We start from the raw sequence: 25,878 nt of genomic DNA on the forward strand, positions 1-25,878 counted from the left end.
CCCGTTGTCAAATTTCAACTTATCAAACTTCAACTCATTCCAGAACAACGATTATGGATTCATCTAATATGATCCAGTTATATAAATATTCCGCATGAGAGGTTGGATTTCGAACACATTTATGGGATAAAGGAATCGTTCCAAGCGTATACGAATATTCGATTAAACCTGGATCAATTGGTGCACCAACCCTCTTCTCTTCATAAACGGCTTCTTGAATTAGTGCGCCTTGTTCATCATACTCAGCATCCTTAACGAGTTCTTGCACGGTATTCCATTTATAGTTTACAGGGAAACCATGCAAATATGCGCCACCATTAAATCGGATTGCATATGGGGCATAACCGTCAAGTTCTTTTGTTTCATCATCTAAATAGAGGAACTTATCTTTTTTTTGAATAGCCGCATATGTTCCCGGTACTGTGGGTTCCTTAAATTCAGATTTCATTCCAGTGGTTGCATAAGATAATGACTTTAAAACCCATTTATCTTCCGTCAACTGATAACTGCTGATGTTTTGATTTTTAATATCCACAATTACTGCTTGGCTTATTTGGCTCACTTGATTTTGAAAAGAAAGATACTTTTTAGGGATATAGCCCTCAGAATCATGATCGAACACATGAACCTTATAATATCCATTTTCTTCATCTAGTACATCAACAATAAGACCGTCTGGCAAATACCTAAAGTCACTATTGCTATCTGGTGTACTGTATAGTGGTGCCGATTGATCTCTTGTGTTGCCAAATGCATCTTCACTTTTACCATCATAACGCGGTGGATAACCATTTACATTTTTGTAATTGCTTATTTTGGCCATATTTTTATGATCGGCGAAGTAACTTACCAGTTCATCTATTTTGGTCTTTGCAAGATCAAGTCTGAAAGTTCTGAATCTTACAATCTTAGAATACACATAGCCTGTTTTAATCTCATTTTTTTCATACCAATAGACACGGTACCATTCATCACTGTCTGACTTTGTAAAATATTGTCCTCTTACTTTTTCAAAGACATTCATCTTACCGTAATATCCCAATTTGTTGATCACAGGACTGCTTGTATATGGCTTTTCTCTAATATTTACGGTATTGTTCACTGCCACAACATAAAAGTAACCAATATTGTATTGATTGTATTCTATGTGTTCCAAATCTACATCTTCTGGCGGTACCAATGAATACGATTCCAACAACTCTAAACCTTCGTTGTTCAGTAGGACTTGTTCTGTTGTTGCTTCAACAGCACTTTCAGATGTCCCCTCCACACTGCTTTCCGCAGCATTAACGTCATTTTCTCCAATTGGTATAATCCCTTTGGTATCACTACTATTGCTCTCGTCACTACCGGATATGTTCATAGATAGTACCGAAGATCCTGTTGAATCCATCGATAATGTACGTTCTGCATATCCCACATTGAAATTGAACATCAACAAAAATGCAAATAAAAGTGAAATCATTCCGCTTTTCCTATCTGTCATATAAACCCCTTCTACAGTTTATGGCATTTTTTTGCTTTTAAAGCCATTTAAATTTGTGTGTCTTATTCTACACATTTGGTTCTGTACTCTGAAATATCTGTTCTCTCCATTGTACCAAATTTATAGTTTAAAAGCCATTGCGGAACATTTAATTTTTTATTACAACAACGTTGCAAATTTTCCCCATGCCCTCTATCTCACACTCCACACAGTCTGAATGTTTCAAATATTTAGGTGGATTAAATCCCATGCCAACACCAGAAGGGGTTCCTGTAATAATGATGTCACCAGGGATAAGTGTTGTTCCCTTTGAAAAGTCTTCAATTAATGTAGCTATTGGGAAGATCAGTTGATCAGTGAGCCCATTTTGTCTCAATTCACCATTGATTTTAGAGGTAATCTTCAGACTTGGTGGAAATGCGACCTCGTCTGCTGTAATGATGTAAGGTCCCATTGCAGTAAAATAATCCAAAGATTTCCCCCTGTGCCACTGAATATGCTTCGTTTGAAGATCTCTTGCCGAATAGTCGTTAAAGACCGCATATCCAAATATAACATCTTGAACGTCTTTTGCAAGAACATCTTTACATTCCTTTTTAATGATTAATCCAAGTTCCACTTCATAGTCAACTTCCTTAGTCACCGATGCATCGATAATAAAATCTTCTGAAGGTCCAAGTATTCTGTGTGCCATCTTAGAAAAGTAAATAGGTTCTTTTGGAATTCCAGTTAAATTTGCTGTTTTACCTTCAAGTTCTTTAGCATGATCCAAATAGTTTTTACCTATGCAAATCAAATTCCTAACAGGTTTTGTAATAGGTGCTAAAAATGAAACTTCACCTATAGAAATGCCCTGGACCGAGTTTATTTTTTTTTGTATTTCAGAACGAATATCTTCCCAATTCTCTACGAGTTCACTAAATTGGTCCATTTCAATGCCCAAAATAGCATTTATAGGATATACATACTCTAACTCAATAACACAATAACCGATTTTTTCATTTTTGTACATACAATTTCCGATTTTCATTTAGCCTCCTCTGTACCTTTCATTTAATCTCTTAAGGGATGATATCAAGTCAATAACATTATCTTATTTGTCATATGAAAATACAAGAATATTTTAAATAATTTTCTCTATTTTCGGGTACAATAGATATAGTCGAAGCTAAAGTTGGAGGTAAATATGAAAATTAATTTTTTAGGCGCTGCTGGTCACGTGACTGGCTCCATGTATCTTGTAGAAACAGAGCAATACCGGTTTTTAATAGACTGCGGACAGTTCCAAGGCACACTTACTGAAGAGCAACTTAACTATTCGATTTTTGATTTCGATCCCAAGACTTTGGATTTTATGATATTATCACATGCGCATGTGGATCACTCCGGCAGAATTCCATTGCTCGTAAAGGAAGGGTTTTCAGGAAAAATCTACTGTACATATCCCACCATGTATTTGGCAGATATTCTCCTCAGAGATTCTGGCAAAATTCACGAGTCTGAAACGGATTGGGAAAATAAAAAGAGAGAGCGTGCAGGTCTTGAAAAAGTCCTTCCCCTTTTCACAGAGGACGATGCCGTAGAGGCAATCCAGTACCTCTATCCTTTAAATTACAATCAAGATGTCGAATTGAACGCTTCCATGTCCTTTAAACTTGTAAATGCAGGGCATCTTCTGGGGTCCTCTTCTGTCGTTATCGATTACATTGAAAATGATGTGTCCAAACGGATTGTCTTTTCAGGGGATCTTGGAAACAGCAGCAATTTTCTTCAAGAGAATCCTGAAACGATTGAATATTCAAATTTTCTTGTTGTTGAGTCCACTTACGGCAACAAACTACATCAAGATATAGAAAGCCGAACGGATAAACTTGTGGATATTATTTTAGAGGCATATGATGAGGGCGGTACAGCCATCATTCCCTCTTTTGCAGTTGGAAGGACACAAGAAATTATCTTTGAACTCCATCATTATATCCGTACACATTCTACGGATAAAGCGGCTTTACTGAATCAAATTCCTATTTATGTAGACTCACCTCTGGCACTTGACGCCACTTCTATCTATTCAAAGAGCAGTCAATATATGAGTGAATTGATAAAAAGCTATGGCGAAAGTCCTTTCATTTTAAAAAATTTACACCTTATCAATTCAAATGAAGAGTCCATCGCACTTAACAAAGATCATTCTCCAAAGGTGATTATTTCTGCAAGTGGTATGTGTGATGCCGGCAGAATAAAACACCACTTAAAACACAATCTTTGGCGCGCATCTACCCATATCATCTTCATTGGCTATCAGGCAGAAGAAACCCTTGGTCGTGCTATAAAAGATGGTGCTACGAAAGTGCGTATTTTGGATGAAGATATCGCTATCAAAGCACATATTCACTCTATTTCTGGGTTTTCCGGACACGCAGATCTCAACCATCTCCTCCAGTGGGTCAAACCGATTGAAGGCCTAGAAAAGATTTTCGTCACACATGGCGAATTTGAAGCTTCTCACTTTTTCAGGGATAGACTGGGAGAAATCAAATCATGTGATATTGTCATCCCTAAACTCAATGATTCGTTTGAAATTTAATGTTGCAGTCTATTTAAGCGAACTCTAGTTTTCACATCAATCCATAATCAATCTCAAGGACTTGTAAAGGCACTCAGAAAAGATCTATTGATCTCTCATGAGTGCCTTTTAAAATCGGCGGTACTCTTAAATGTTAAAATCTATTTTTTCCTTTTGCCAATTGTCAATAACAACCCCAATGCCATGGAAAGAAATGCCGCTGCAAGAACACGATACTCACCTGGCAGTAAAAAGGTTAACGTGTGTGCTGGAATCCAAAAGAAGGGAATGGTTTTAAAAAGAACAAAAGAGATAAAGCCCTTCCAGTCTATTTTATCAATCACTTGACTTGACGTTGGCTGTGAGATGCCCTCGCTAAACTTGAGATCGATATAGGTATCGGTGTATCGATGAAATGCCATCATTGTCGGTGCAAAAGTTAAATTCATTAAACAGCTCGTAAAAAATGCAAATGCAAATGTACTCCCCTTGCCGATAAGATAGCCCTTTTCCAATGCAGCTGATGTGCCAGCGGCAAAGATCTGAAAAATCAACGTAATGACCATCCCCAGTAAACCCCAAATAATGACTCTATAAATAAATCCATCTGCCTTCTTGTATTGCCCTTGATTTAACCTTGTTACAAGCATTTCTCCCATAGTTGCAAGTAAAGCAAATTTAAAGAAACCACCTAAATAGGGATGGGCAGTTGTCAAACTGATAAACTGACTATGTGTCGGTTCTAATGATACAAAAGCCACGAATAGAACCAATATAGCACCCCAAATGAAATCATTTTTTTTCAAAATATGCCTCCTAAATATATCCTCTTAAACCTCTCACTTTTTATTATAGAGGCAACAAGGCGATATTTCAACAGAAATTTTAAATGCTAAAATTTTTGTTGAAATATCGCCTTGCGTTGAATTTTCTCTTGAAAAACGTCTCTTTTAGTCCAGAATATGTTCATCTTTTAAGTAATACTTAGATGCCAACTCGTTTGTCGCTGAAAGTTTAAAATTCAGTTTATCCACAAGCATCAATAAGAACTTATTCCCCAATACAGGATTTTCATCAATCATGTGTTCAAGATCACTCTGCCTCATTTTGAGAACTTCAGTGTATTCCTCTGCAATGGCATCTACAAAGTGGAATTCATTGACTAATGTCGTCTCTCCTAAAAGACCTTGAGTGGCAACATGGCCCAACACAATTTCTTCATTATTGTCATCTCTTTTTGCAACTCTGATACAACCCTTTAAAATAATATAAAAGGCTTCATTCACATCGCCCTTTCTAAAGAGAATCTGATTTTCCTTGTAGCGTCGCGTGGACACAATATCAATAATGCGCTCCAATTCTTTATCTGTAAAGATACTGAAGAAGGAAATTTCCTTTAACGACGCTTTGATTTCCATACGATCTACTGTGACAAATTTCTCTATCTCCTGAGCCGCTTTTTGTCTAGACAGGTTGTTGAGTTCCATTTCATTTCGAATGACCGTCCTATGGAGTCCAGTTAGGTCAATGAGTTTTACCCACATTTTTTGAGCATCTCTATACGTTTCAAAAGTATCAAATTTAGGAATCGCTTCATATTTGCTCAAATAAATGTTTTCAATGGCACCTCTGCAATCATCCACTTTCCCTTCAGCTAAATAATCAAGTGCTAAGAGAATATTGGTTTTATAGATTTTATCCTCCAGTTCCTCTGTTAAAAAATCACCTGGATAAGGCATAAAATCTGCCGCAGTTATTCTCTTCATATTGCTGTGTTCCACTTGATTGTCAATTTTAGATTTTTCATACAAGAACCTATAAATATCTTCTCGAGTACGCTTCCAAACAGGATGATGTTTTGGAGGCGGTAAATGTTTGATATTGAGTTTATTATCCAAGAAGAAATCAAAGCCATACATTTTTGCATTGATCAAATAGTCAATATCCTCTCCACGGGTGACTTTTGGATCAAAGGGCACAATTCTAAACATATTCTTATGAATCACCATGAGTCCCCCAAATGCAAAGGGTGTAATTTTTATCCTAGGACCAGCAGAAATAATTTTATCGAAAGCCTTTGCCTTGGATCCAAATCGATCCCAATAAGTCATCCACGCTTGCATTTCCACATCGTCGTAGTACTCATCTTTTTTATTGAGATAATATCCTGCCACACCATATATAATGGACCCATATTTACGTTTACCCATAAATTCCACAGCCATATCGACAAAATCAGGCTTTTCAAACACTTCATCGTCATCAATGAGAATGACGACATCGCCACCTAAGATCTGTCCCACATAGAGACAGATGTTTCTGACATTTGAATAGCCTTTGATGTTGAGCAATCTAACTTCTTCACCCAGTCCTTCATGCTGTAATATGTTCTTTATATTTTCCAAATTTTTGGGTGTGAAGATATATGTTTCAACTGTGATGTCGGATTTTTCAACGATTTCTTTTGTTTTGCGTTCTGCGATCTCAGCAATGTCATCTGTTGTTGGGCAAACAGGAATAACCAGTTTAAAGTTTTTATTATTGAGTATTTTGATACTTTCCAATGTGCGCCCAAGGGTCCCCTCTTCATCTATTGGCGTTGGATGATCATAAACTGCATCGCCTTCTTGCCAGCCTTCGCTTCTTGATCTTTGCCAGTAGGTCGGAATTACCATTATGATTCTCATGTAGTCCTCCTTATTTTTCGGATTATCTTCCAATTACTTTATCAAAATTTCCCGATACATTTCTGCCACTTTTTTTATTGAAATATGTCTTGAAAAATTTAACTCTGCATAGTTATGACAGACGTCTGCCATCTCTCTGTGACTATTATTTTTCAACATTTTAAGGATGCCATCAGATAGTGCCACTGAATCTTCCACAGGCACCAATGCGCCAACTTCACTTGTTATAAAATCAGGGAGTCCTCCTTGATTCGTGCCCACAACTGGCGCGCCACATGCCAACGCTTCAATGGCAACCAAACCAAACGGTTCTGTTCTTGACGGCACACAACTCACATGAGCGATGTTATAAAGATCCGTCAAAGCCTCTTGATATATATGGCCAAGAAAGTGTGTGTTTTGAAGACCCAAATTATTTTTTTGATGAATTAAGGTTTCATAGAGTTCGCCATTACCTGCAATAACCGTAACAATCCGCCCCTCTAAAGCCTTTTCATTCAATTGAGTCGCATCCAGCAGAACATCTACGCCTTTAAAGTGTGCTAGCTTGCCAGCAAAAAATACAATTTTCTCGCCATTATAGTCAATGCCATATTTTCCAAGTATGTCTTTCGGGTCTAACGCTTTCATCTTAAAGAGTTCTGGATTGTAACCGTTTAATATCAAACTGCGTTTTGTCTTAGGCACTTTTAAAAGCGCCTCCACATCTTGATCCACCTGTTTGGAAATCGTAATGACTTTCTGCGCCTTTTCAGCACCTTCAAGTGCATACGGATGATACCTTTCGTCTTTTAAAAACCCTTTGAGATCAGTACCATGTGCAGTAATCACATACGGGATGTTGAAAAAACTGGCAACATAAGGCGTTAACCACAGATGCTGTGCGTGAATCATGTCTGGTTTAAAAGTTTTGACTGCCTCTTGAGTTGCTTTTTTAAAAGCATCAATGTAGACCGCAATTTCATCATCCGTCAGATCATAGAACGTATTCACGCTTCTAGGATGTGAAGTAAAACAAGGAAAGTCAAAAGGGACATCCACATCATCCGCCTTATTGTATTGATCACTTTTAAACACAATGGGCATGGATTCGAATTTTTCATATCGAGTTTTATAGTGTTCTGGATAAATGACCATGACCTCATGCCCAAAATTGACGAGCTCTTCTGCCAAGTTTCTTGTATAGATGCCACTTCCAGAGCCCTCAAGTGGAAAATGATTAATCAGCAATATTTTCATCCTTTTCTCCTTTCAATTGTCTTTGTAATTTCAAACCAAGCACTTTTAACTTCTTCATAACGTTCTATCATTGCTGGCAGATTTGCCACAGCACTGTCAATTGCCTGTGGCAGCATTAAAAATCTAGAATCATTGGTATAATGTGCTAACGCTTCAGCACCTACGATCATTTCTTTTTTTTGCGCATCTGCAATTGCTTGAACATCCTTCCCAAGAATATAATTTAAAAAAGGATTTCTGCCAATCCAACCCATAGAAGCATAAAAAAGTCTATTCTTGATCAACGGGTCATTTAACAGATCTGGTCGTTTTGGATATGTACCAAAGGTGTCATGCGTAATTTTTACATCAATGTCAATCACTTTGAGATGATTTTGATCGAAGAAAACCCCCATCGTGGTGTCTTCTCCTCTCGTTAGGTAATACTGATCTGCCACCTTGTAAAAAAATGAAAAAAAAGGTGGAATACGATTTAAAAAGCCCGTTCTCATGGCCAAATTACCGCCGAGCAACTTATTGGTAAAAGTCGGTGTACGATAATGTTCATGTATGCCCAGCTTTAAACAATTATGAAGATCTGAAGTGTTCATATAGGCAATTGCACCTTCTTTTTGGATACCAGTCAAGAAGGCCTCCATGTGATTAAATTTCATAGGCGGTAAGATAAAATAACCTGAGTAATCACTCGTTGTTGCTGCAACATTTTTAAAAAGCAAATGGTTTAAATGAACGCCCACAAAATCAATTTCTTCACATTTGCCTTCTGCGTAAAGCACACAGGGATGAACATCGCTGTCTATAAAGTAGACGATATCCATATCATCCAATAGAGCTTGCAATAAGACTAGATTTCTTTTCTTAGAATAGGTGACGAGCCCTGTTTCTTCAAAATCTCCCATACCAAGAATTTTTACAATGGCCTTTTCGGATATGCCCATCCCGTGGAGCGCGTCATAAATACGGTCGAGTCGATTCACATGAATGAGTTTCACCTTGACAAAAGTCCTTATATTCTCAAGGTATCCCCGATCGATATCCTGTGAATAAATGATAATGACCTCATCAATTGTATGACCAAACTGTTTTGCGTTCAGCAAAAAATCAATCAAAGTAACTTTATCGTCTAATCGGTTTACAATCAGACCAAAACATTTTTTCATATGCACCCCTACTTTCAAAATCTCATATTACAGTGCTTTTACCCTTTTTTAATTAGAATATTCATATCCCGATTTCTCAATATATTTTATTGGATTTAAGGGCTAAAAAAACGACCCCTAGCGATCCACTTTTGTAAAAGCAATCGTTCTGAGTCGTTTTATAAGGACACCTTTATAGTTACATATTTTTTATTCTTTGTGTTGAATGAAGCGTCAGCATGAACAAGACTAAGGCATACACCAAAAGTACCGCCAAAGATTGATACTGGATTGGATCTCCATAAGAAATCGCTCGGAGCAAGCCACTTGCATGTGGCAAGGGTAAAAAGTTGATAAAAGTTTGTGCCACCTTAGGCACTTTTTCAAGCGGGAAAAAGGTATTACATAAAAATGTCATTGGCATAATCACAAATGTTGAGAATCGACTGATATCCGAATGTGTCTTTGCAATCATAGAAGCAAGCACTCCCAATGAGGAAAAAACAATGCCATTAAGCAACATCACTAAGAAAAAAAGCGGCGTCACTCTTACAACATTTTGAAAAGGCATAACGATAATCAAAAGCAAAACACCTGCATACATGCCCCTGATAGCGCCTCCAATAATCTGCCCCACTAGATACTGCCACCATGGTGTGGGAGATATAATGATTTGCTTGAAAGATTTTTCAAATAATCTTTGGATATTTAACGATGTCCCCACAGAGGAATAACTGGTATTCATCGTGGAAAGTGCAATAATGCCTGGAATTAAAAAAAGAATGTAGGGATGACCGTTTACCAGACGATCGCCTAACCCCCAACCAAAGGCGATTAAATAGAGGATTGGACTGATAATCGCCGCGGTTGTTATCTTAATCCATTCGTACTTAAATTCCACATATTTTTCCCATAAAACACATACAATGCCCATCAGCTTATTTCAACCCCACTTTCTGATATTTTCACAAAGACATCTTCAAGGGAAGTGCTTCTGATATTAATGCGGTTCTCAATTGTAGAGGCAAATGCCAATGCCATCTCTTTATTTTCGAAATAGTAACTCTTCGTGACATTGCCATCAAATACATCCACTGAAAATTCGCCTAACTCCATAATCAATTTTCGAGGATTCTCCAGTCGCACAATCTCCCCACTGCGCATCATCGCAACACGGTGGCACAACGCCTCTGCTTCTTCAATATAGTGCGTCGTCAGCATAATCGTTAGGCCTTCTTCATTAAGTTTTCTGAGCAAATCCCACATTTGCCTTCTAAACATGAGGTCTAGTCCTGCAGTTGGCTCATCTAAAAAAATAATCTCAGGTTCAGTTAAAAGTGCTCTGCAAAGCATGAGTTTTCGCTTCATCCCCCCAGAAAGCTTTCTCACAATTTTTTTGCGGTGTTTAACCAGATCACATACCTCTAACAATTCATCACTTCGACTTCGAATGCGCTTGATTGGCATCCCGTGTAATCTCCCTTGAAGTTCCATAATTTGATTTAGATTCATATCTGATCTCAAAGAGTACTCTTGTGTCACCAGCGAAAACTTCTTTTTCAAGTCAACGCGATGTCTTTCAAGTTTTTGCCCTGAGATCATAATCTCGCCTTGTGTTGGCAAAAGCAATGTGGTCATCATTTCAATCATTGTTGTCTTACCCGCACCATTGGGACCAAGCAATCCAAAAAACTCACCCTTTTCAACATGCATATTCACACTTTTTACAGCAGGTTCCGTTTGGCTTGGATAGGATTTGGTCAGGTTCCTAAGTTCAATCATTATGGATTCCTCCTCTTAAACTTCATTTTAAACTTCATTTCTTTAATCCCCCATAACATCATCGATTTATTATGTAGGCTACAGCTCAAAGTTATTTTATAAAATGTTGTTGCTTTAACCCAAAAAAAACCGTCAACACAAAAATTGCATTGACGGTTATCAACAAAGCTCTATTTGTCTTACAAGGAGACTACACCATCGAAATAAGTATCCTGACTTTGCTTCAACGCTCCCCTCGCCTTCCCAGTTTCCCAGTGACATAATAAGGTTCACTCTGCATTACAGTGGCCGTACCGTTCATGATTCACACATGATTCCATAATTTCAATTGAATTTTATTTAATTTTTGAGTCAAGACCCCATCCAGAAAACAAATCACTATTAATTGCCAAAGTATGCACTTGCCACCTTTAGGCTTTCAATAATTGGAATTTGCTGTGGACATTTGGGTTCACAGGCGCCACATGCAACACAGTTGCTTGCTTTTGCCTCAGGTTTCAACATGCTTTGATAACTGCTGTTGACGCCCTCAAAATTGTTGAACATGTTCCCCCTATTGTACAGCGCAAACACTCTTGGAATCTCAACGCCCTGTGGACAAGGCATACAATACTTGCAATCTGTACATGGAATTTGAACTTTTTTATTATAAGCTTCTCTCACTTTTGCGATCATAGCTTGGTCTTCTTCTGTTAACGTATTCGCCTCTAGACGATCTGCTATTTCCAGATTTTCTTTGAGTTGCTCCAAATTGGACATGCCACTTAAAACCACTTTTACATTTTCAAAGTTGGCGATATAACGTAAAGACCATTCCACTGGCGACCATTTTCTTGACGATTGATTCCAAAGTTCTATGATATCATCTGAAGGCGTTGCGAGCATACCGCCCTTTAGGGGTTCCATGACAATCATAGGGACGCCCAATGCCTCTGCAAGTTTAACGCCTCTCAGACCCGATTGCTCGTTAATATCCATATAGTTAAACTGAATCATACAGACATCCCAATTATACGCTTTAATGATTTCCTCAAAAGCTTCATAATCATCGTGGAACGAAAAACCAATGTGTTTGATTTTGCCTTTTGCTTTCATTTTATCAATTTCATTGAAAATATCTATTTTCTTATAGGTTTCCCATCTCTTTTTATCTAATGCATGTAATAAATAAATATCTAAAGCATCCACTTGCAATTTTTCAAGTTGTTCATCTAAATATTTCTCAAAATCACTTGGCTGTTCCATGAGCCAACTCGGTGCCTTGGTAATCAGGGTTACCTTTTCTCTATAACCGTCTTTTAAAGCTTTTCCTACAATGCGTTCACTGTTGCCGCCATGATAGGGATATGCTGTGTCAATATAGTTTACGTCGTGGTCTATTGCATATCGAATCAATTCAATTGCGCTCTGCTCATCAATTTGCTCTGAATTCCCATCTACAATCGGTAATCTCATACAACCTAGACCAAGCACAGAAGCCTTGATGTTTGTTCTTCCAATCTCTCTAAATTTCATGAAGCCTCCTCATTTTACAGTTCAAGTATTTCGATTTACGAAGTTTATAACTCTATTTTACCTTTTTAAAAGACCTCACGTCAATCTTAAAATGACCCCCTTAGTATTGAAGCATTTAGATCTGAGTCCAGTATAATCCAATCCTTATTGTATTTCTTGCGAATCAAATCTAAAAGGCCTTCACCGATTTCTCTTATTACCGATTCAGGCAGGATCACCTCTCCAGCTGGCTCCACAATCAGATGAATTTCTGTACAATATTCTGTCTTCTGAATGCAATTCATGCGATAGAAAACAAATTTACAGGGCTGTATAAATTTTTGAGAGCTATCCGAGTTTATAGGCGTTATTTCAATTGAACCACTCCAGACAACAGGCTCTACGCTCTCATTCAAATCCCCTAATTGCGACAGTTCCGCGCATAAAAGTCCACTCGCAGTTTCCACTTCAAAGTGATCTTCCCGAAAAACAGCCCCCCATTTTTCCATTTTATCTTTTCGAGTCAAACAGCGATAACCTTCGAAGAGATCACAGTTTAACCTTGTTTTCATTTTTATAAAATTTTTCATCGCACATTCACCTCCAAATACTGAATTCATTATATCACGAATCTATTTAAGGTTGATTAAAGAATGTAAAAGAAAAGACATAGGATTATTAAATATATCATCACCTGTAAGGCGATCCACAGCGCCAGCGAGGACTTTAGCCTGAAAGGTGGTTATATAGGTGGGGGGTTTCTTGTGTCAAGCAAAAAAGGCGATCCCCAATAAGAGATCGCCTTTAATATTAAATGTTCTATTGATTAATTAATTTAACTGAGTCGATTAATACTCCATTTTCGCCATTCTCACATATCCTTCGTAACGTTCTTTAGCTTGCTTTTCAGCTGTTGCAAAGAGTTCTTCTGCGATTTCTGGGAATTGTGTTTTAAGTGAAGTATATCTTGTTTCAGCTAAGATGAAATCTTGGAAGCTTTCAGTTGGTTCTTTGGAATCCAAGAAGAATGGATTTTTACCCTCTTCTTTAACTCTTGGATCAAATCTCCATAAATGCCAGTATCCTGAATCTACAGCAGCTTTCATTCTTCTTTGAGCTGTACCCATACCTGTCTTAATACCATGGTTGATACATGGTGCATAGCAGATGATTAGAGATGGGCCATCATAGCTTTCAGCTTCATGAAGTACTTTTAAGAAATGTGCTTGATTCGCACCCATAGATACTTGTGCAACATAGATGTAACCGTAAGTTGTTGCGATCATACCTAAGTCTTTTTTCTTAGCACGTTTACCAGATGCCGCAAATTTAGCAACTGCAGAAACTGGAGTTGATTTAGACGCTTGTCCACCAGTGTTTGAGTAAACTTCTGTATCAAATACAAGAACGTTTAAGTTTTCACCGCTTGCAAGAACATGATCAAGTCCACCGTAACCGATGTCATAAGACCAGCCATCACCACCGACGATCCATACAGAACGTTTAACGAGGTAATCTGAATTATCCGCTGCATATTGTAATGCCGCTTTTGCAGTAGCATCTGTTACATTATTATTTGCAAGAACAGCTAAAATATCAGCTGCAGCAGCTTTTGAAGCTTCTACATCTTCCATACCCGCTAGCCATGCTTTGAAAGGTGCTTTAACTGCATCGTCAATTGTGTCTAATTCGACAAGTGCTTCAAAGTTTTCTTTCATTGCATTTCTAATCGTTTTCACAGCAACTGCCATACCATAACCATACTCAGCATTATCTTCGAATAAAGAGTTCGCCCAAGCTGGTCCTTTGCCTTCTGCATTTTTAGTATAAGGTGTAGATGGTGCTGATCCACCCCAGATTGAAGAACAACCTGTAGCATTAGCGATCATCATTCTATCACCGTATAATTGCGTTACAGCTTTCATATATGGTGTTTCACCACAACCTGCACAAGCGCCTGAGAACTCGAATAGAGGCTGTGCAAATTGAGAACCTTTTACAGTTGTAAGAGGCATTTTATCTGATTTAACTGGCAAGCCTACAACATAATTCCAGTTAGGAGATTGTGCTTCAACTTGTGTTTCAATTGGTTTCATAACTAATGCTTTTGTTTTAGAAGGACAAACATCCGCACAGTTTCCACAACCTGTACAGTCATATGGAGAAACTTGAATTTTGTAGCTCAAGCCTTCAAGACCTTTACCCAAAGCTTTCTTAGTTTCTAATGTGCTTGGCGCAGCAGCAACTTCTTCTTCTGTTAATAAGAAAGGTCTGATTGCAGCATGTGGACAAACATAAGAACATTGGTTACATTGGATACAGTTGTCGATTTGCCATTCTGGTACATTTACTGCAATACCACGTTTTTCGTAAGCTGCAGTACCGTGATCAAATGAACCATCTTCAATGCCTTTAAATGTGCTAACAGGTAGATCATCACCTTTTTGTGCATTGATCGGTCTCAAGATATTTTGAATAAATGAAGGTTCGCCTTTAGCTTCAACAGCAACGCCTTCTTTAGCGTCAGCCCAATCTGCTGGCACATTAATTTTAACAAGGTTTTCTATACCTGCATCAACTGCTTTGTAGTTAAGCTCAACAATTGATTTACCTTTTTTACCATACGATTTCTCAATAGCTTCTTTTAAGTACTCAACTGCTTTATCAATATCGATTACTTTAGCAAGTTTGAAAAATGCCGCTTGCATGATCATGTTGATTCTATTGCCTAAACCAATATTTTCAGCAAGGCTAGTTGCATTGATTGTATAGAAGGCAATATCATTTTTAGCAATATAACGTTTCATTTCAGCTGGCAATAATGCATTGACTTCTTCAACACTCCATTTACAGTTAAGAACGAAAGCGCCACCTTTTTTGAGGCCTTTTAATAAATCATATTGATATACATAAGATTGATTATGACAAGCCACATAATCCGCTTCATTGATTAAATAAGTGGATCTAATTGGGTTTTTACCAAATCTTAAATGCGATACAGTGATACCACCAGATTTTTTAGAATCATATGAGAAGTAACCTTGCGCATAAAGATCTGTTTTATCTCCGATGATTTTGATCGCACTTTTGTTAGCGCCAACAGTACCATCTGATCCAAGACCCCAGAATTTACATCTGATTGTGCCTTCTGTTTCAGCAACGATTTCCTCAGTCACGTCTAAAGAAAGATTAGTGACATCATCTTTAATCGCCAATGTAAAATCGTTTGCTGGTTTTGCTTCTTTAAGTTCATCAAATACTCTTTTAATATGTGATGGTGTTGTATCTTTTGAACCAAGACCGTAACGACCACCCACAATCACAGGCGCATTTTCTACATCGTAGAACATTGCTCTGATATCTTTATATAATGGTTCTCCATCAGAACCTGGCTCTTTTGTTCTGTCAAGTACTGCAATTTTCTTAACAGATGCTGGTAAAACATCGAAGAAGTATTTTGGTGCCCAAGGTCTATAAAGTCTTACTTTAATCATACCAACTTTTTCACCTTTAGCCATTAAATAGTCGATTGTTTCTTCAGCAGCTTCCACTACAGATCCCATTGCAACAATAATTCTTTCTGCATCTGGTGCACCATAGTAGTTAAATAATTTATATTCTCTACCAGTCGCTTTACTGATTTCATTCATGTAACCTTCTACAATTGCTGGAACCGCATTGTAGAATGTGTTAGATGCTTCTCTTGCTTGGAAGAAAATATCTGGGTTTTGTGCAGTTCCTCTAGTTACTGGATGCTCAGGGCTTAATGCATTCTTTCTGAAAGCTTTAATCGCATCATGATCCACTAACTTATCAAATACATCGTAATCAATTACTTCAATTTTTTGAACTTCATGTGAAGTTCTGAAGCCATCAAAGAAATGTAAGAAAGGTACTCTTGACTTGATTGCAGTTAAATGAGCAACCCCACCAAGATCCATTACTTCTTGAACCGATCCAGAAGCGAGCATTGCAAAACCAGTTTGTCTTGCTGCCATAACGTCTGAATGATCTCCAAAAATTGATAAAGCATGAGATGCAAGTGCTCTTGCACTAACATGAAAAACGCCTGGCAATAACTCACCAGCAATTTTGTACATATTAGGAATCATTAATAATAGTCCCTGAGATGCTGTGAACGTAGTCGTTAAAGCACCTGCTTGCAAGGAACCGTGAACTGCACCTGAAGCACCACCTTCAGATTGAAGTTCAGATACCAATACTTTTTGTCCAAAAATGTTTTTCTTTCCATTTGCCGCCCATTCATCTACAAACTCAGCCATGTTTGAAGATGGAGTGATCGGGTAGATTGCAGCAACATCAGTAAATGCATAGGATACCCACGCAGCAGCTGTGTTACCATCCATGGTTTTCATAACTTTTTTACCCATTGAAAAATAGCCTCCTTTAATCCATATTGATTACAAAAACAGTATAGTATACAAAATACATAACTGTCAATTCATAAGAGCATCCACTTATATGAGGTTTTGTGAACCAATTATCAAATTGTACAAGATCATTATATAAAAGTTTTGATTCAATGTAAACCTTATAAAATAAGGTAAATCACTTAAAAACTTACACAAATTATCCCTACAATATCGCTCGGATATTTCGAGTTCATCCTCTGACTCATTTAAGTGCTTCTTGACCGTTTTACACAAATATACTATAACACAATTATACCACCTTTGTATTTTGTATACAATCTTCAAGTGTTTCTTTTTTATGAGTTTTTTTGACTATTTTTCTATATCCACATTTTCGCCTTATTTTTGACAAAGTAATCACAATTAAAGGGGTGATCTTTTTCAATTTTTATTTTATAATAGAAGCAACATATAATATAATGTCTGACTTTAGAACTTATTATACAATAGAACTGATAAGTCTAATCAACCAAATTAAATTACGAGGTGAAACTATGGAATGTAGATTAAACATTAAAGATAAGATTCACTGGATCGGTGTAAACGATCGTGAAACGACACTCTTTGAAAATTATTGGCCACTTGAAAAAGGCGTTGCATATAACTCTTACATCATTAATGATGATAAAGTTGCAATCCTAGATACGGTTAAATTCAACAAAACCACTGAGTATCTTGAAAAGATAAAAGAAATCATAGGTGATAAACCTGTAGATTATCTGATTGTCAACCATATGGAGCCTGACCATTCAGGTTCTATGCTTGCACTTTTGAGCACATATCCTGAAATGAAAATTGTCGGCAATAAAAAAACGTTTCCTTTTATTGAAGGGTTTTATGGGATTACTAAAAATTTCTATGAAGTCGGCGATGGCGATTCTTTAGAACTCGGACATCACAAGTTAACCTTCCATTTGACGCCGATGGTGCATTGGCCAGAAACCATGATGACTTATGACGAAACATCTAAAGTATTATTTTCAATGGATGCCTTTGGTGGCTTTGGCTCTCTTGATGGCGGTATCTTTGACGATGAAATCAATTATGAGTTTTATGAAGATGAAACCAGACGCTATTATTCCAATATCGTTGCTAAGTACAGCCCCATGGTACAACGCGCACTTAAAAAAGTGGGCAGCCTTGATATTCAAATCGTTGCACCAACACATGGTCCAGTTTGGAGAACCAATCCTGGTGAAATCATTTCTCTTTATGACAAGTGGAGTCGCTTTGAAGCCGAAGAAGGCGTGGTGATCATTTACGGCTCTATGTATGGTAACACTGCTAAAATGGCCGATTATCTCGCACGTATCATCGCTGAACAAGGCATCAAAAACGTTAAAGTCTTTGATGCTTCAAAGACACACACTTCTTATATTTTAAGTGACGTTTGGAAATATAAATCTGTTGTTATCGGTTCATGCGCTTATAACACCAAAGTGTTCTCTTCTGTGGCGACTGTCCTTGAAAAATTCAGAAATTCTGGATTAAAAGATCGATATGTTTCTGTCTTTGGCAACAAATCATGGTCAGGTGGCGGTGTGTCCGGGATAGATGCCTTTGTTGAAGAAATAGGCTGGGAAAAAATCGGCCAGTCCATTGAAGCTACCTACTCTCCTAAAGAGGCTGAGTTTAAAGCTTTACAAGAACTGGGCAAAGAAATTGCTGCACGCTTAAAAACAGATTATCCAGAATAACAGTTTTTCCAAAATAGTGCCCTAAATTAAAATTTTTAAATTGTTCTGTTGCTTCAATATTAAAAAGACGGATTGTCCCTATCGACAATCCGTCTTTTGCTTAATCTAGTTCAATGGATTTAATCTAACCATGGGCGTCACAACTATTAGAATCATACGCACTTTAATATTACCAAATTTTATACTTTTCAGCCTCTTCTCTCAACCAATCTCTAAAATCCGGATGTGCAATCTCAATCAATCGTTTCACACGCTCTCTGATGGATGTCCCTCTGAGCGAAGCCACACCATATTCCGTCACAACGTAGTCCACATCATTTCTAGAAAGTGAAACGATGGCTCCTGGTGACAAGATCGGTACAATTTTTGATTTTTCCACAGGGTTTCCCGTTTCAGGATCTTTTACAGTTGTCGTTGCATATAAGGCAATAAAGGATTTACCATCTTTACTATTTTGTGCACCAATTGCAGTATCTGCTTGTCCGCCTGTACCACTAATTTGTTTTGTCCCTATAGATTCAGAACAACACTGACCCGTGAGATCTACTTCTATAGAAGTGTTTATAGAGATCATTTTAGAGTTTTGTCCAATGACATGCGGATCATTGACATAAGCACCATCTATAATTTCAACAGCTGGGTTGTTGTTGATAAATTTGTAAAGTTTCTCACTGCCAAGGGCAAAAGCCGCTGTCATTTTGCCCTTATGAATGGCCTTTTGCGTGTTGTCAATTGCACCGGATTCAAACAAATCTACCATACCGTCTGTGAACATTTCTGTATGAATGCCTAAGTGCTTTTTGGTTTTAAGTGCATCTGCAACTGCATTTGGGATGCCACCTATTCCGAGTTGAATTGTGGAGCCATCTTCTATGAGATCAGCAATCAGCTTGCCAATGATCTTATCTTTTTCATTAATATCAACCGCTGGCAATTCTGGCATTTTATAATCCGCCTCAATGATATAATCCACCTGTGAAATATGAAGTGTTGTATCTCCAAAAGTTCTAGGCACATTTGGGTTCATTTCTAAAATGACCAAATCTGCGGCTTTAATCATCTCCACTTCGTATACAGCGCTGAGTCCAAGAGACACATAGCCATGCTCATCGATCCAAGAACAATTCCCAATATAAATGTTCGGTTTTTGAAAATCAATTCTTTTTTTTGCAGCAAAATGTAGATGATTTGGTATAAAAGTAATGTTTTTGTGATTGTGATATTTTCTCATGGGGCCACTGTAAAACCAACCTTCCATTAGAAAAGACGATTTGTATTCCGGTGAACTGTAAAAATCATAAAGTCCCATTGGCAAGCAAGTCATAACATGCACGTCGCTCACGTGATCATGGATTTCATGAAGCTTTGAAAGCATCAACTGAGGTTCTGCACCCGCAAGTCCGGATACAATATGATCACCAGATTTTATTTTTGAAAGCGCTTCTTCCACAGTGATAATTTTTTCCTGATAATTATGCAATCTCTTCACTCCTCTCCCCCCAAATGATTACATTAGCAGCCCATGCATAACCAATTCCAGCCGCAATCATCGAAATAACGGACCCTTGATGCAACTTTCCTGACTCAATTGCAAGATGTAATGATAGAATCTGATCCACTTGACCAATATGACCATATTCACTAAGATAAATCGACTGATTCTCATTTAATCCTAACAACTCTAGCATATGTTTATGCATGGAAGCTTTAAAATGAAGTACTGCTAAGTAATCTAGCTCTTTTTTATCCACTTTCGATTTTGAAAATGCTTGATCGATGCAATTCATCCAATTCTTCATGGAGACATCGTTGAGCCTGTTTTTCATGTGTTCTGCATCCAACAATCTAAGAGACTTATAGGCTTCTTTATAGTTTTTATCTGTAATGGGATTAATCGTACCACCGATTTCAACACCCGCATCTCTTGCCATACTGCCATCTGACATAATATGAGACTCTAAAAGCACGTTTCTAGGGTAATCCGCTTTTAATATGATTGCGCCTGCACCTGCACCTAGATTGAACATCATACTCATATTTTTATCGCTATAATCTACAAAGTCTCCATTTCTATAGCCACCACAGATCATGATCGTCTGGATATTTTCATCTGCTACCAACATATCTTTTGCTATTTTCATAGCAGTCACAGTGGTACAACACCTGTTTTGAATATCAATTCCCCACGCATTTGTTGCACCGATCTTCTCTTGTATATATATAGCAGACGTCGTTAATGGATATTCCTTCCATTCTTCACCCATGCATAAAATAACATCAATCTCCAGTGGATCTATTCCAGTTCTCTTTAGACAATCAAGCGCTGCTTTTACGCCCATTTCTTGTGTACCATCTTCTAGTCCAGGAACTGGCTTCTTCGTAAATCCCAATTTATGAATAACGGCATCTTCAGTCCATGTACCATTTGTCAGTTCTGATATTTCTCTTGCAGTCATAAAAGTTTCTGGGATATAAATACCTGTGCCTACTATACCTACTGTTCTCATTGACATAGATTCCTCCTAATTAGTTTTGTCATCTAACATAAACTGCAAAACCTGTGCCAATTTAAATCATAGGATTTTATAGAAAAAGCTTGTTTGCTTGTACACATTTCTGTACAAAAAAAGAACAGTGTCCAAATTTTTAACAACACATTTGAACACTTTTCATGTGCATTAACTATATATTTTTGTATTACAATAATTTATATTTTTCGATTTTTTCATATAAACTCGTCCGGCTGATTCCTAAAAGCTTTGCCGCTTTCAATTTATTGTGCTGAACTGCGATGAGACAATTTGAAATCGTTGTCTTCTCAACCTCTTCAACTGCTTCCTTAAGATTTTGAATCTTAGGAATTTCAGTATAAATATTTTGATTTTTAACCAGTATATATTGTGGCAAATGAAAGAGTTCAATGGTTTCATTGTCCACCATATTGATAGCACGTTCAATGATATTCTCTAGCTCTCTAATGTTTCCTGGCCAGTTATAGGCCTTAAGACATTCAAGTGCTTCAACTGTAATATTACTCACATAGTGTCCCAAACTATTAGAAAGCTTCTCCATGAGTTTTAGTGATAGAAGTTCAATATCCTCTTTGCGTTCTCTCAGTGGCGGCACCTCAATATTGATGACATTAAGCCTGTAATAGAGATCCTCCCTGAATTCATTTTCTCTAATGCGTTCAAGTAGATTTCGATTTGTAGCCGCAATAATCCTACAATCCACAGGAATTGTTTTATTGCTGCCAATTCTCTCTATTTCACGTTCCTGCAAGACCCTTAAAATTTTGACCTGCATGTCCAGAGGCATATCTCCAATCTCGTCGAGAAAAATCGTTCCACCATTGGCAAGTTCGAATTTGCCAATCTTACCTTGTTTTTTTGCGCCAGTGAAAGCGCCCTCTTCATAGCCAAACAATTCAGATTCCAATAAATCCTTAGGAATTGCCGCACAATTGATTTTGACAAAAGGACCATCAAATCTTTTAGAATCGTTATGAATTGCATGTGCAAAAAGTTCTTTTCCAGTACCGCTCTCACCCATTATTAAGACATTAGAGTCCGTCTTAGCTGATTTGGAAGCCATTACCTTGACGCGTTGCATTACCAACGAATTTCCAATAATTGTATCCCAAGAATATTTAGCCCCTCGAATATTCTTTAATTCCTCTTGATAAATAGAAAGTTTCCCTTCAAGCAATTTATTGCGTTCAAGGACTTCTTGTAGATTTTTTAGGTCATCAAATATAACCATCCCAAAACCATAAAGCACTTCACCATCATCATCCAGTACCGGAATGCGATGAACCAATGCCGTATGCCCATTGGAAAATTTGTGTTTATAAGCAATTTCAGGTCTTTTAGATTTAAATACATATGGAAATCTTGTATTTGGATCTATGAGATTCACTTTCTTGCCAATGAGTTCATCTCTTGTGTGACCTAAGTACTCAGCAAAATCTTCATTGATCACCATAATTTCAGTTTCCTTATTGACCAAAATGATAGGTACAGGTATTGGGTCAAAAATACGATGCATGTTTTGAACAAAATAAGCGTCCAATAATGGACTTTCATTACGTTTCATAATCTCACTTCCATCCCTATAGCATTTAATCATATTATATCGGAATCCTAAATAAATTGGAACCGCTTTGATACGATTATGTCTAACTATAAGTACACGCAATTTTGATACCAAGTAATTCTCTCTCTTCATATGTCTCCATTTTCGAAACTTTTTTCTATAATTTTTTTCACATGCTCTTCACATTTCCCGTATAACATGTTTAGAGATCATATCGTCTACATCTATAGAAAAGAACACTTAAAAAATCGCCTCAGAACTGCCTCAAAAATTCGTTGATTTATTGTCTGATATCTTCCGATGTATTCAACGTCAGGCAAATATTATAAGGAGGTCAATATGAGAATTTCTAGTTCCAACCAGCAATACTACATTCCCCAAACGCAAAAGCAAAACCAAACTGCATCAGAATTGCAAGCCTATGATGCTTCGTCAATTTCGCTTGCGAATTCCCTTTTTTCTGTTGCTGCTTATTCATCAGATTCAGATTCGTCATCAAGTGTCGACAACATTAAAAGCGATATGTTAAACGATCCCAAAGTTCAGATGATGAAACAAAGAATTAACAGTATGCGTGAGAGCGAAAGCAACAAAATAGAAATAATCAAGACAACTATGGATACCGTATCAGAAGCAGATTTAGAAAATATGAGTCTTGAAGATAAACAAGCGCTCTTAGCTTCTGTTGATTCAGCATTATCTGGCGAGGATGCGAGCATATCAGAAATCGAAGCATTGTCAGAAGATGAATTGACACAAATTCTTACCGATATTCAGTCACAAGCTCAACAAATGGTTCGAGGTCCAAGTGGACCAAGTGGGCCAGGTGGTCCGGGTGGACCAGGTAGGCTGGGTGGACCATGTGGTCCGGGTGACGTTTCATCTGTAGAAGAGGATGATGAAGAGAAGAGCACACTGCAAACTCTTTTAGATGCATTATATGCTGCTGATGAGGATGAAGAGGATACAACTACGACATCCGCATCAAACTTCCTTCAAAATTATGCGATTAATCAATATTTAAACGCGTCCAGCACGCGTATGAGTTCACTTCTTGATGTTTCGGAATAACTTGATTTAAAAGATTCTAATCGTCTCATGAATAAAGAAAAACAGAGCTTATTCTTCATTAAGCTCTGTTTTTCTTTATTATAAATCCAAATCCTCGAATGGTTTCTATTTCAATTTGTGCATGAGCAGCTCTGAGCTTCTTGTGTAAGCGCTTGACGGTATCGTCTGTGGCACGGGTCTCTATAGGTTGTTCAATTTGCCATATTTCATTCAATAATTCTTCCCGACTTATTGCCCTATTCTTATTTTCAACCATATAGACTAAGAATCGGTATTCAAGCCTTGTAAGCGATATTGCATGCCCAGAGACCTCGACACTTTGAGCATCACAATAAATATGAACATTTTTAAGTTTAAACACATGATATTGCTTTTCGGATAAATGACCCCACATTTTATCTATCCTCCCTTAGATAAGCTTTCCTTGTTCTGATGATACGCCTTAAAAATAAACTGATTTTAAAACATTTCTTAATTTATTCTAAACTTAATCTCTTCTGTTGTTTTTTCAGTTCAAAATTAGACTATATAAAATGGACCACGGATATCATCTTTGATCATATCCGTGGCCCTTCATCAGAGCACATTTTGTTGCCTAGTAACCCTTGGGAGGTTTTATGATGTGCTATTGTCATTGGTACGCTTATTATTATTTGTCTTCGAGCCTACAGTATAGACTGACAAACTCTTTTGCAAGATTCTGCACAGTCATGGCATTCATAAAATGATCTTGCCCATGAACCAATAGAATGGACAGCTCAGTCTTAGTGCCAGCAGCCTCAGCTTGAATCAACTCTGTCTGAAATACATGTGCTTTATTCAACCATTCCTCTGACGTTTTAAGTTGTTCTTCAGCCTTTACAAAGTCCCCTGTTTTTGCAGAGCCTATTGCCTCCATAGCAAGGCTTCTTGCATTTCCCGCATTGACAATTAACTCCATGATAATGCGTTCCATCGTCATTTCCATAAAATTTCCTCCAAATAACGCTGTAAAATTATTCCACTTCTATGCTACTGGATATTTCGGTTATTCTCCACCATAGTTGCAGAGTATGATACCATTTGAACGCACATAATTGAGTACTTTTGAATCGCAAAGCGTTTCAAGCTCAAGCTCGCGTTGTGTATTATAAGAACTATTTTGCATGAGTTCCTCGTCACAATAGCCAGGATGTACCATCATCTCAGCATGGTGAAGATTCTGATGTTTCTCCAAAATTTCAATCAAAGCTTCAGGCGTTGCCGTCGTAACATTGAAATCCGTCAACCACACATAGGGATTGTACCTTCTCACTGGCAGTTCGTACTTCTTTGCAAGTGACATTGTCGCTTTTGCACAGCCTTCTGTTCTATCATGTGCACCATGATGACTGTCCAGATGCGTTGGCATTTTACCGAATACATCTATGAACCTCTCAATTTGGGCCTCAAATTCACGGTAAAGTTCTTCCCAGACCAAGCGATTGCTAAACTGTAAGGATTTATCTAAGAAATTACCCATGTCATCGGTAAGACTTGGACAATTCGTAACGGGCTTACCCACTGTCACATTTAAGTGTACACCTACACCCAGTTGTGGATAATCTTTTAAAAGCGCTGAGCCATATGCAATATATGGCATATTGCACATGGCTGTGGTTGACGTTATAATGCCAATCTCGTGTCCTTTCAAAATGCCGTCGGTGATGCTTTTAGTAAATCCAAAATCATCTGCATTGACAATAAGTCGCATTGTGCCTCCTTTATTGCTATCTTATCACTTCTAGTGATCAGTCTTCACCCATGAGTTTTCGTGCCTGAGTAATCACCTTTGCACCATCCATCATGCCATATGCCATCATATCAACAGCTTCAACCGGAATGCCACTCATCTTTTTCTGAATCGATTCAAGTTCAAATCGAACTTGAGGTCCCAACAGAATACAACTTGCATCCCCTGCCTTCGATTGGACCTCAGAAATTGGGTGAGCACTAATCGTGTAATCGTATCCCTGCTTTTCTGAATAAGCTTTCATCTTGGTTACCAAAAGACTTGTCGACATACCAGCCGCACAAAGTAATACTATTTTTGTCATAATAACCTCCATTCCGCCGCTACCGCTGGCGGCACAAATAGTAATGAAAAAATGGTGTGCGGTTTTCACCATTCTGATATTATTAGACTAAGGAGAAGATTACACTACAAAGCACGG

Annotated in this window: 21 protein-coding genes and 1 riboswitch; of the genes, 3 read left to right on the forward strand and 18 right to left on the reverse strand. The window is 37.7% G+C overall.

Annotated features, from left to right (window positions below; translation table 11 throughout):
• Positions 1 to 34: 34 nt before the first annotated feature.
• Both ISU02_RS21370 and ISU02_RS21375 read right to left on the reverse strand, forming a co-directional pair.
• The gene (locus ISU02_RS21370) at positions 35 to 1,486 is read right to left on the reverse strand and encodes an SH3 domain-containing protein (RefSeq protein WP_194703885.1); all 1,452 of its coding nucleotides are present in this window, start codon (positions 1,484 to 1,486) and stop codon (positions 35 to 37) included.
• A 148-nt stretch (positions 1,487 to 1,634) separates the two neighbouring features.
• On the reverse strand, positions 1,635 to 2,516 hold the full coding sequence (locus ISU02_RS21375) for a fumarylacetoacetate hydrolase family protein (RefSeq protein ID WP_194703886.1): 882 nt from the start codon (positions 2,514 to 2,516) through the stop codon (positions 1,635 to 1,637).
• A gap of 156 nt (positions 2,517 to 2,672) precedes the next feature.
• Here ISU02_RS21375 and ISU02_RS21380 point away from each other — a divergent pair, with 156 nt between their 5' ends.
• Positions 2,673 to 4,070 carry an MBL fold metallo-hydrolase gene (locus ISU02_RS21380; RefSeq protein WP_194703887.1) on the forward strand — a complete coding sequence of 466 codons (1,398 nt, stop codon included), beginning with the start codon at positions 2,673 to 2,675 and terminating at the stop codon, positions 4,068 to 4,070.
• Positions 4,071 to 4,210: 140 nt separating this feature from the next.
• Here the strand turns inward: ISU02_RS21380 and ISU02_RS21385 are convergent, their stop codons facing one another.
• The 9 genes from ISU02_RS21385 to nifJ form a co-directional block, all read right to left on the reverse strand.
• A complete protein-coding gene (locus tag ISU02_RS21385; RefSeq protein ID WP_194703888.1) occupies positions 4,211 to 4,855 on the reverse strand; it encodes a hypothetical protein in 645 nt (214 codons plus the stop codon).
• A 144-nt stretch (positions 4,856 to 4,999) separates the two neighbouring features.
• The gene (locus tag ISU02_RS21390; RefSeq protein WP_194703889.1) at positions 5,000 to 6,736 is read right to left on the reverse strand and encodes a cyclic nucleotide-binding domain-containing protein; all 1,737 of its coding nucleotides are present in this window, start codon (positions 6,734 to 6,736) and stop codon (positions 5,000 to 5,002) included.
• Between the two features lie 33 nt (positions 6,737 to 6,769).
• Positions 6,770 to 7,975 (reverse strand): glycosyltransferase family 4 protein, encoded by a 1,206-nt coding sequence (locus ISU02_RS21395; protein ID WP_194703890.1) that lies wholly within the window; start codon positions 7,973 to 7,975, stop codon positions 6,770 to 6,772.
• Complete coding sequence (locus ISU02_RS21400) at positions 7,972 to 9,135, reverse strand: hypothetical protein (protein WP_194703891.1); 1,164 nt, start codon at positions 9,133 to 9,135, stop codon at positions 7,972 to 7,974. Before ISU02_RS21400 ends, ISU02_RS21395 begins: the two co-directional genes overlap by 4 nt.
• A 178-nt stretch (positions 9,136 to 9,313) precedes the next feature.
• Positions 9,314 to 10,048 carry an ABC transporter permease gene (locus ISU02_RS21405; RefSeq protein ID WP_207736481.1) on the reverse strand — a complete coding sequence of 245 codons (735 nt, stop codon included), beginning with the start codon at positions 10,046 to 10,048 and terminating at the stop codon, positions 9,314 to 9,316.
• Entirely contained in the window at positions 10,048 to 10,896 is an 849-nt protein-coding gene (locus ISU02_RS21410) for an ABC transporter ATP-binding protein (RefSeq protein WP_194703893.1), read from the reverse strand. Before ISU02_RS21410 ends, ISU02_RS21405 begins: the two co-directional genes overlap by 1 nt.
• A gap of 185 nt (positions 10,897 to 11,081) precedes the next feature.
• Positions 11,082 to 11,238, reverse strand: a riboswitch (cobalamin riboswitch).
• A 39-nt stretch (positions 11,239 to 11,277) separates the two neighbouring features.
• Entirely contained in the window at positions 11,278 to 12,411 is a 1,134-nt protein-coding gene (locus ISU02_RS21415) for an aldo/keto reductase (protein ID WP_194703894.1), read from the reverse strand.
• Positions 12,412 to 12,497: 86 nt separating this feature from the next.
• Positions 12,498 to 12,980 (reverse strand): hypothetical protein, encoded by a 483-nt coding sequence (locus tag ISU02_RS21420; RefSeq protein WP_207736482.1) that lies wholly within the window; start codon positions 12,978 to 12,980, stop codon positions 12,498 to 12,500.
• 258 nt (positions 12,981 to 13,238) lie between these two features.
• Positions 13,239 to 16,781, reverse strand: a complete 3,543-nt coding sequence (gene nifJ, locus ISU02_RS21425) for a pyruvate:ferredoxin (flavodoxin) oxidoreductase (protein WP_194703896.1) — start codon at positions 16,779 to 16,781, stop codon at positions 13,239 to 13,241.
• A 536-nt stretch (positions 16,782 to 17,317) separates the two neighbouring features.
• On the opposite strand from nifJ, the gene ISU02_RS21430 reads away from it, so the two are divergent.
• Positions 17,318 to 18,520 (forward strand): FprA family A-type flavoprotein, encoded by a 1,203-nt coding sequence (locus ISU02_RS21430; RefSeq protein ID WP_194703897.1) that lies wholly within the window; start codon positions 17,318 to 17,320, stop codon positions 18,518 to 18,520.
• A 169-nt stretch (positions 18,521 to 18,689) separates the two neighbouring features.
• On the opposite strand, the gene ISU02_RS21435 is transcribed toward ISU02_RS21430, so the two are convergent.
• From ISU02_RS21435 to ISU02_RS21445, 3 genes are all read right to left on the reverse strand, one after another.
• Positions 18,690 to 20,009, reverse strand: coding sequence for an acetyl-CoA hydrolase/transferase family protein (locus tag ISU02_RS21435; protein WP_194703898.1), 1,320 nt, complete (start codon positions 20,007 to 20,009; stop codon positions 18,690 to 18,692).
• A complete protein-coding gene (locus ISU02_RS21440) occupies positions 19,993 to 21,033 on the reverse strand; it encodes a 3-oxoacyl-ACP synthase (RefSeq protein ID WP_228727914.1) in 1,041 nt (346 codons plus the stop codon). Before ISU02_RS21440 ends, ISU02_RS21435 begins: the two co-directional genes overlap by 17 nt.
• A gap of 184 nt (positions 21,034 to 21,217) precedes the next feature.
• Entirely contained in the window at positions 21,218 to 22,615 is a 1,398-nt protein-coding gene (locus ISU02_RS21445) for a sigma-54 interaction domain-containing protein (RefSeq protein WP_194703899.1), read from the reverse strand.
• Between the two features lie 339 nt (positions 22,616 to 22,954).
• Here ISU02_RS21445 and ISU02_RS21450 point away from each other — a divergent pair, with 339 nt between their 5' ends.
• A complete protein-coding gene (locus ISU02_RS21450) occupies positions 22,955 to 23,686 on the forward strand; it encodes a hypothetical protein (protein WP_194703900.1) in 732 nt (243 codons plus the stop codon).
• 58 nt (positions 23,687 to 23,744) lie between these two features.
• Here the strand turns inward: ISU02_RS21450 and ISU02_RS21455 are convergent, their stop codons facing one another.
• The 4 genes from ISU02_RS21455 to ISU02_RS21470 form a co-directional block, all read right to left on the reverse strand.
• Positions 23,745 to 24,080: a winged helix-turn-helix domain-containing protein gene (locus ISU02_RS21455; RefSeq protein WP_194703901.1), complete on the reverse strand. Its 336-nt coding sequence runs from the start codon at positions 24,078 to 24,080 to the stop codon at positions 23,745 to 23,747.
• Positions 24,081 to 24,335: 255 nt separating this feature from the next.
• Positions 24,336 to 24,653 carry a PTS lactose/cellobiose transporter subunit IIA gene (locus tag ISU02_RS21460; RefSeq protein WP_194703902.1) on the reverse strand — a complete coding sequence of 106 codons (318 nt, stop codon included), beginning with the start codon at positions 24,651 to 24,653 and terminating at the stop codon, positions 24,336 to 24,338.
• Between the two features lie 60 nt (positions 24,654 to 24,713).
• Entirely contained in the window at positions 24,714 to 25,418 is a 705-nt protein-coding gene (locus tag ISU02_RS21465; RefSeq protein ID WP_194703903.1) for a carbohydrate deacetylase, read from the reverse strand.
• A 37-nt stretch (positions 25,419 to 25,455) separates the two neighbouring features.
• Positions 25,456 to 25,761 carry a PTS sugar transporter subunit IIB gene (locus tag ISU02_RS21470; protein WP_194703904.1) on the reverse strand — a complete coding sequence of 102 codons (306 nt, stop codon included), beginning with the start codon at positions 25,759 to 25,761 and terminating at the stop codon, positions 25,456 to 25,458.
• Positions 25,762 to 25,878 lie beyond the last annotated feature (117 nt).

It is taken from the genome of Fusibacter ferrireducens (genome assembly GCF_015352425.1).
Classification (GTDB): Bacteria; Bacillota; Clostridia; order Peptostreptococcales; family Acidaminobacteraceae; genus Fusibacter_A; species Fusibacter_A ferrireducens.

Excerpts from the sequence above, each read along its gene's own strand:
- ISU02_RS21460 (WP_194703902.1), bottom strand. The coding sequence starts at position 24,653 with ATGGAAATGACGATGGAACGCATTATCATGGAGTTAATTGTCAATGCG.
- ISU02_RS21380 (WP_194703887.1), top strand. The coding sequence starts at position 2,673 with ATGAAAATTAATTTTTTAGGCGCTGCTGGTCACGTGACTGGCTCCATG.
- ISU02_RS21410 (WP_194703893.1), bottom strand. The coding sequence starts at position 10,896 with ATGATTGAACTTAGGAACCTGACCAAATCCTATCCAAGCCAAACGGAA.
- ISU02_RS21390 (WP_194703889.1), bottom strand. The coding sequence starts at position 6,736 with ATGAGAATCATAATGGTAATTCCGACCTACTGGCAAAGATCAAGAAGC.
- ISU02_RS21430 (WP_194703897.1), top strand. The coding sequence starts at position 17,318 with ATGGAATGTAGATTAAACATTAAAGATAAGATTCACTGGATCGGTGTA.
- ISU02_RS21375 (WP_194703886.1), bottom strand. The coding sequence starts at position 2,516 with ATGAAAATCGGAAATTGTATGTACAAAAATGAAAAAATCGGTTATTGT.
- ISU02_RS21465 (WP_194703903.1), bottom strand. The coding sequence starts at position 25,418 with ATGCGACTTATTGTCAATGCAGATGATTTTGGATTTACTAAAAGCATC.
- ISU02_RS21405 (WP_207736481.1), bottom strand. The coding sequence starts at position 10,048 with ATGGGCATTGTATGTGTTTTATGGGAAAAATATGTGGAATTTAAGTAC.
- ISU02_RS21400 (WP_194703891.1), bottom strand. The coding sequence starts at position 9,135 with ATGAAAAAATGTTTTGGTCTGATTGTAAACCGATTAGACGATAAAGTT.
- ISU02_RS21450 (WP_194703900.1), top strand. The coding sequence starts at position 22,955 with ATGAGAATTTCTAGTTCCAACCAGCAATACTACATTCCCCAAACGCAA.
- ISU02_RS21420 (WP_207736482.1), bottom strand. The coding sequence starts at position 12,980 with ATGAAAAATTTTATAAAAATGAAAACAAGGTTAAACTGTGATCTCTTC.
- ISU02_RS21415 (WP_194703894.1), bottom strand. The coding sequence starts at position 12,411 with ATGAAATTTAGAGAGATTGGAAGAACAAACATCAAGGCTTCTGTGCTT.
- ISU02_RS21455 (WP_194703901.1), bottom strand. The coding sequence starts at position 24,080 with ATGTGGGGTCATTTATCCGAAAAGCAATATCATGTGTTTAAACTTAAA.
- ISU02_RS21370 (WP_194703885.1), bottom strand. The coding sequence starts at position 1,486 with ATGACAGATAGGAAAAGCGGAATGATTTCACTTTTATTTGCATTTTTG.
- ISU02_RS21445 (WP_194703899.1), bottom strand. The coding sequence starts at position 22,615 with ATGAAACGTAATGAAAGTCCATTATTGGACGCTTATTTTGTTCAAAAC.
- ISU02_RS21440 (WP_228727914.1), bottom strand. The coding sequence starts at position 21,033 with ATGTCAATGAGAACAGTAGGTATAGTAGGCACAGGTATTTATATCCCA.
- ISU02_RS21395 (WP_194703890.1), bottom strand. The coding sequence starts at position 7,975 with ATGAAAATATTGCTGATTAATCATTTTCCACTTGAGGGCTCTGGAAGT.
- ISU02_RS21470 (WP_194703904.1), bottom strand. The coding sequence starts at position 25,761 with ATGACAAAAATAGTATTACTTTGTGCGGCTGGTATGTCGACAAGTCTT.
- nifJ (WP_194703896.1), bottom strand. The coding sequence starts at position 16,781 with ATGGGTAAAAAAGTTATGAAAACCATGGATGGTAACACAGCTGCTGCG.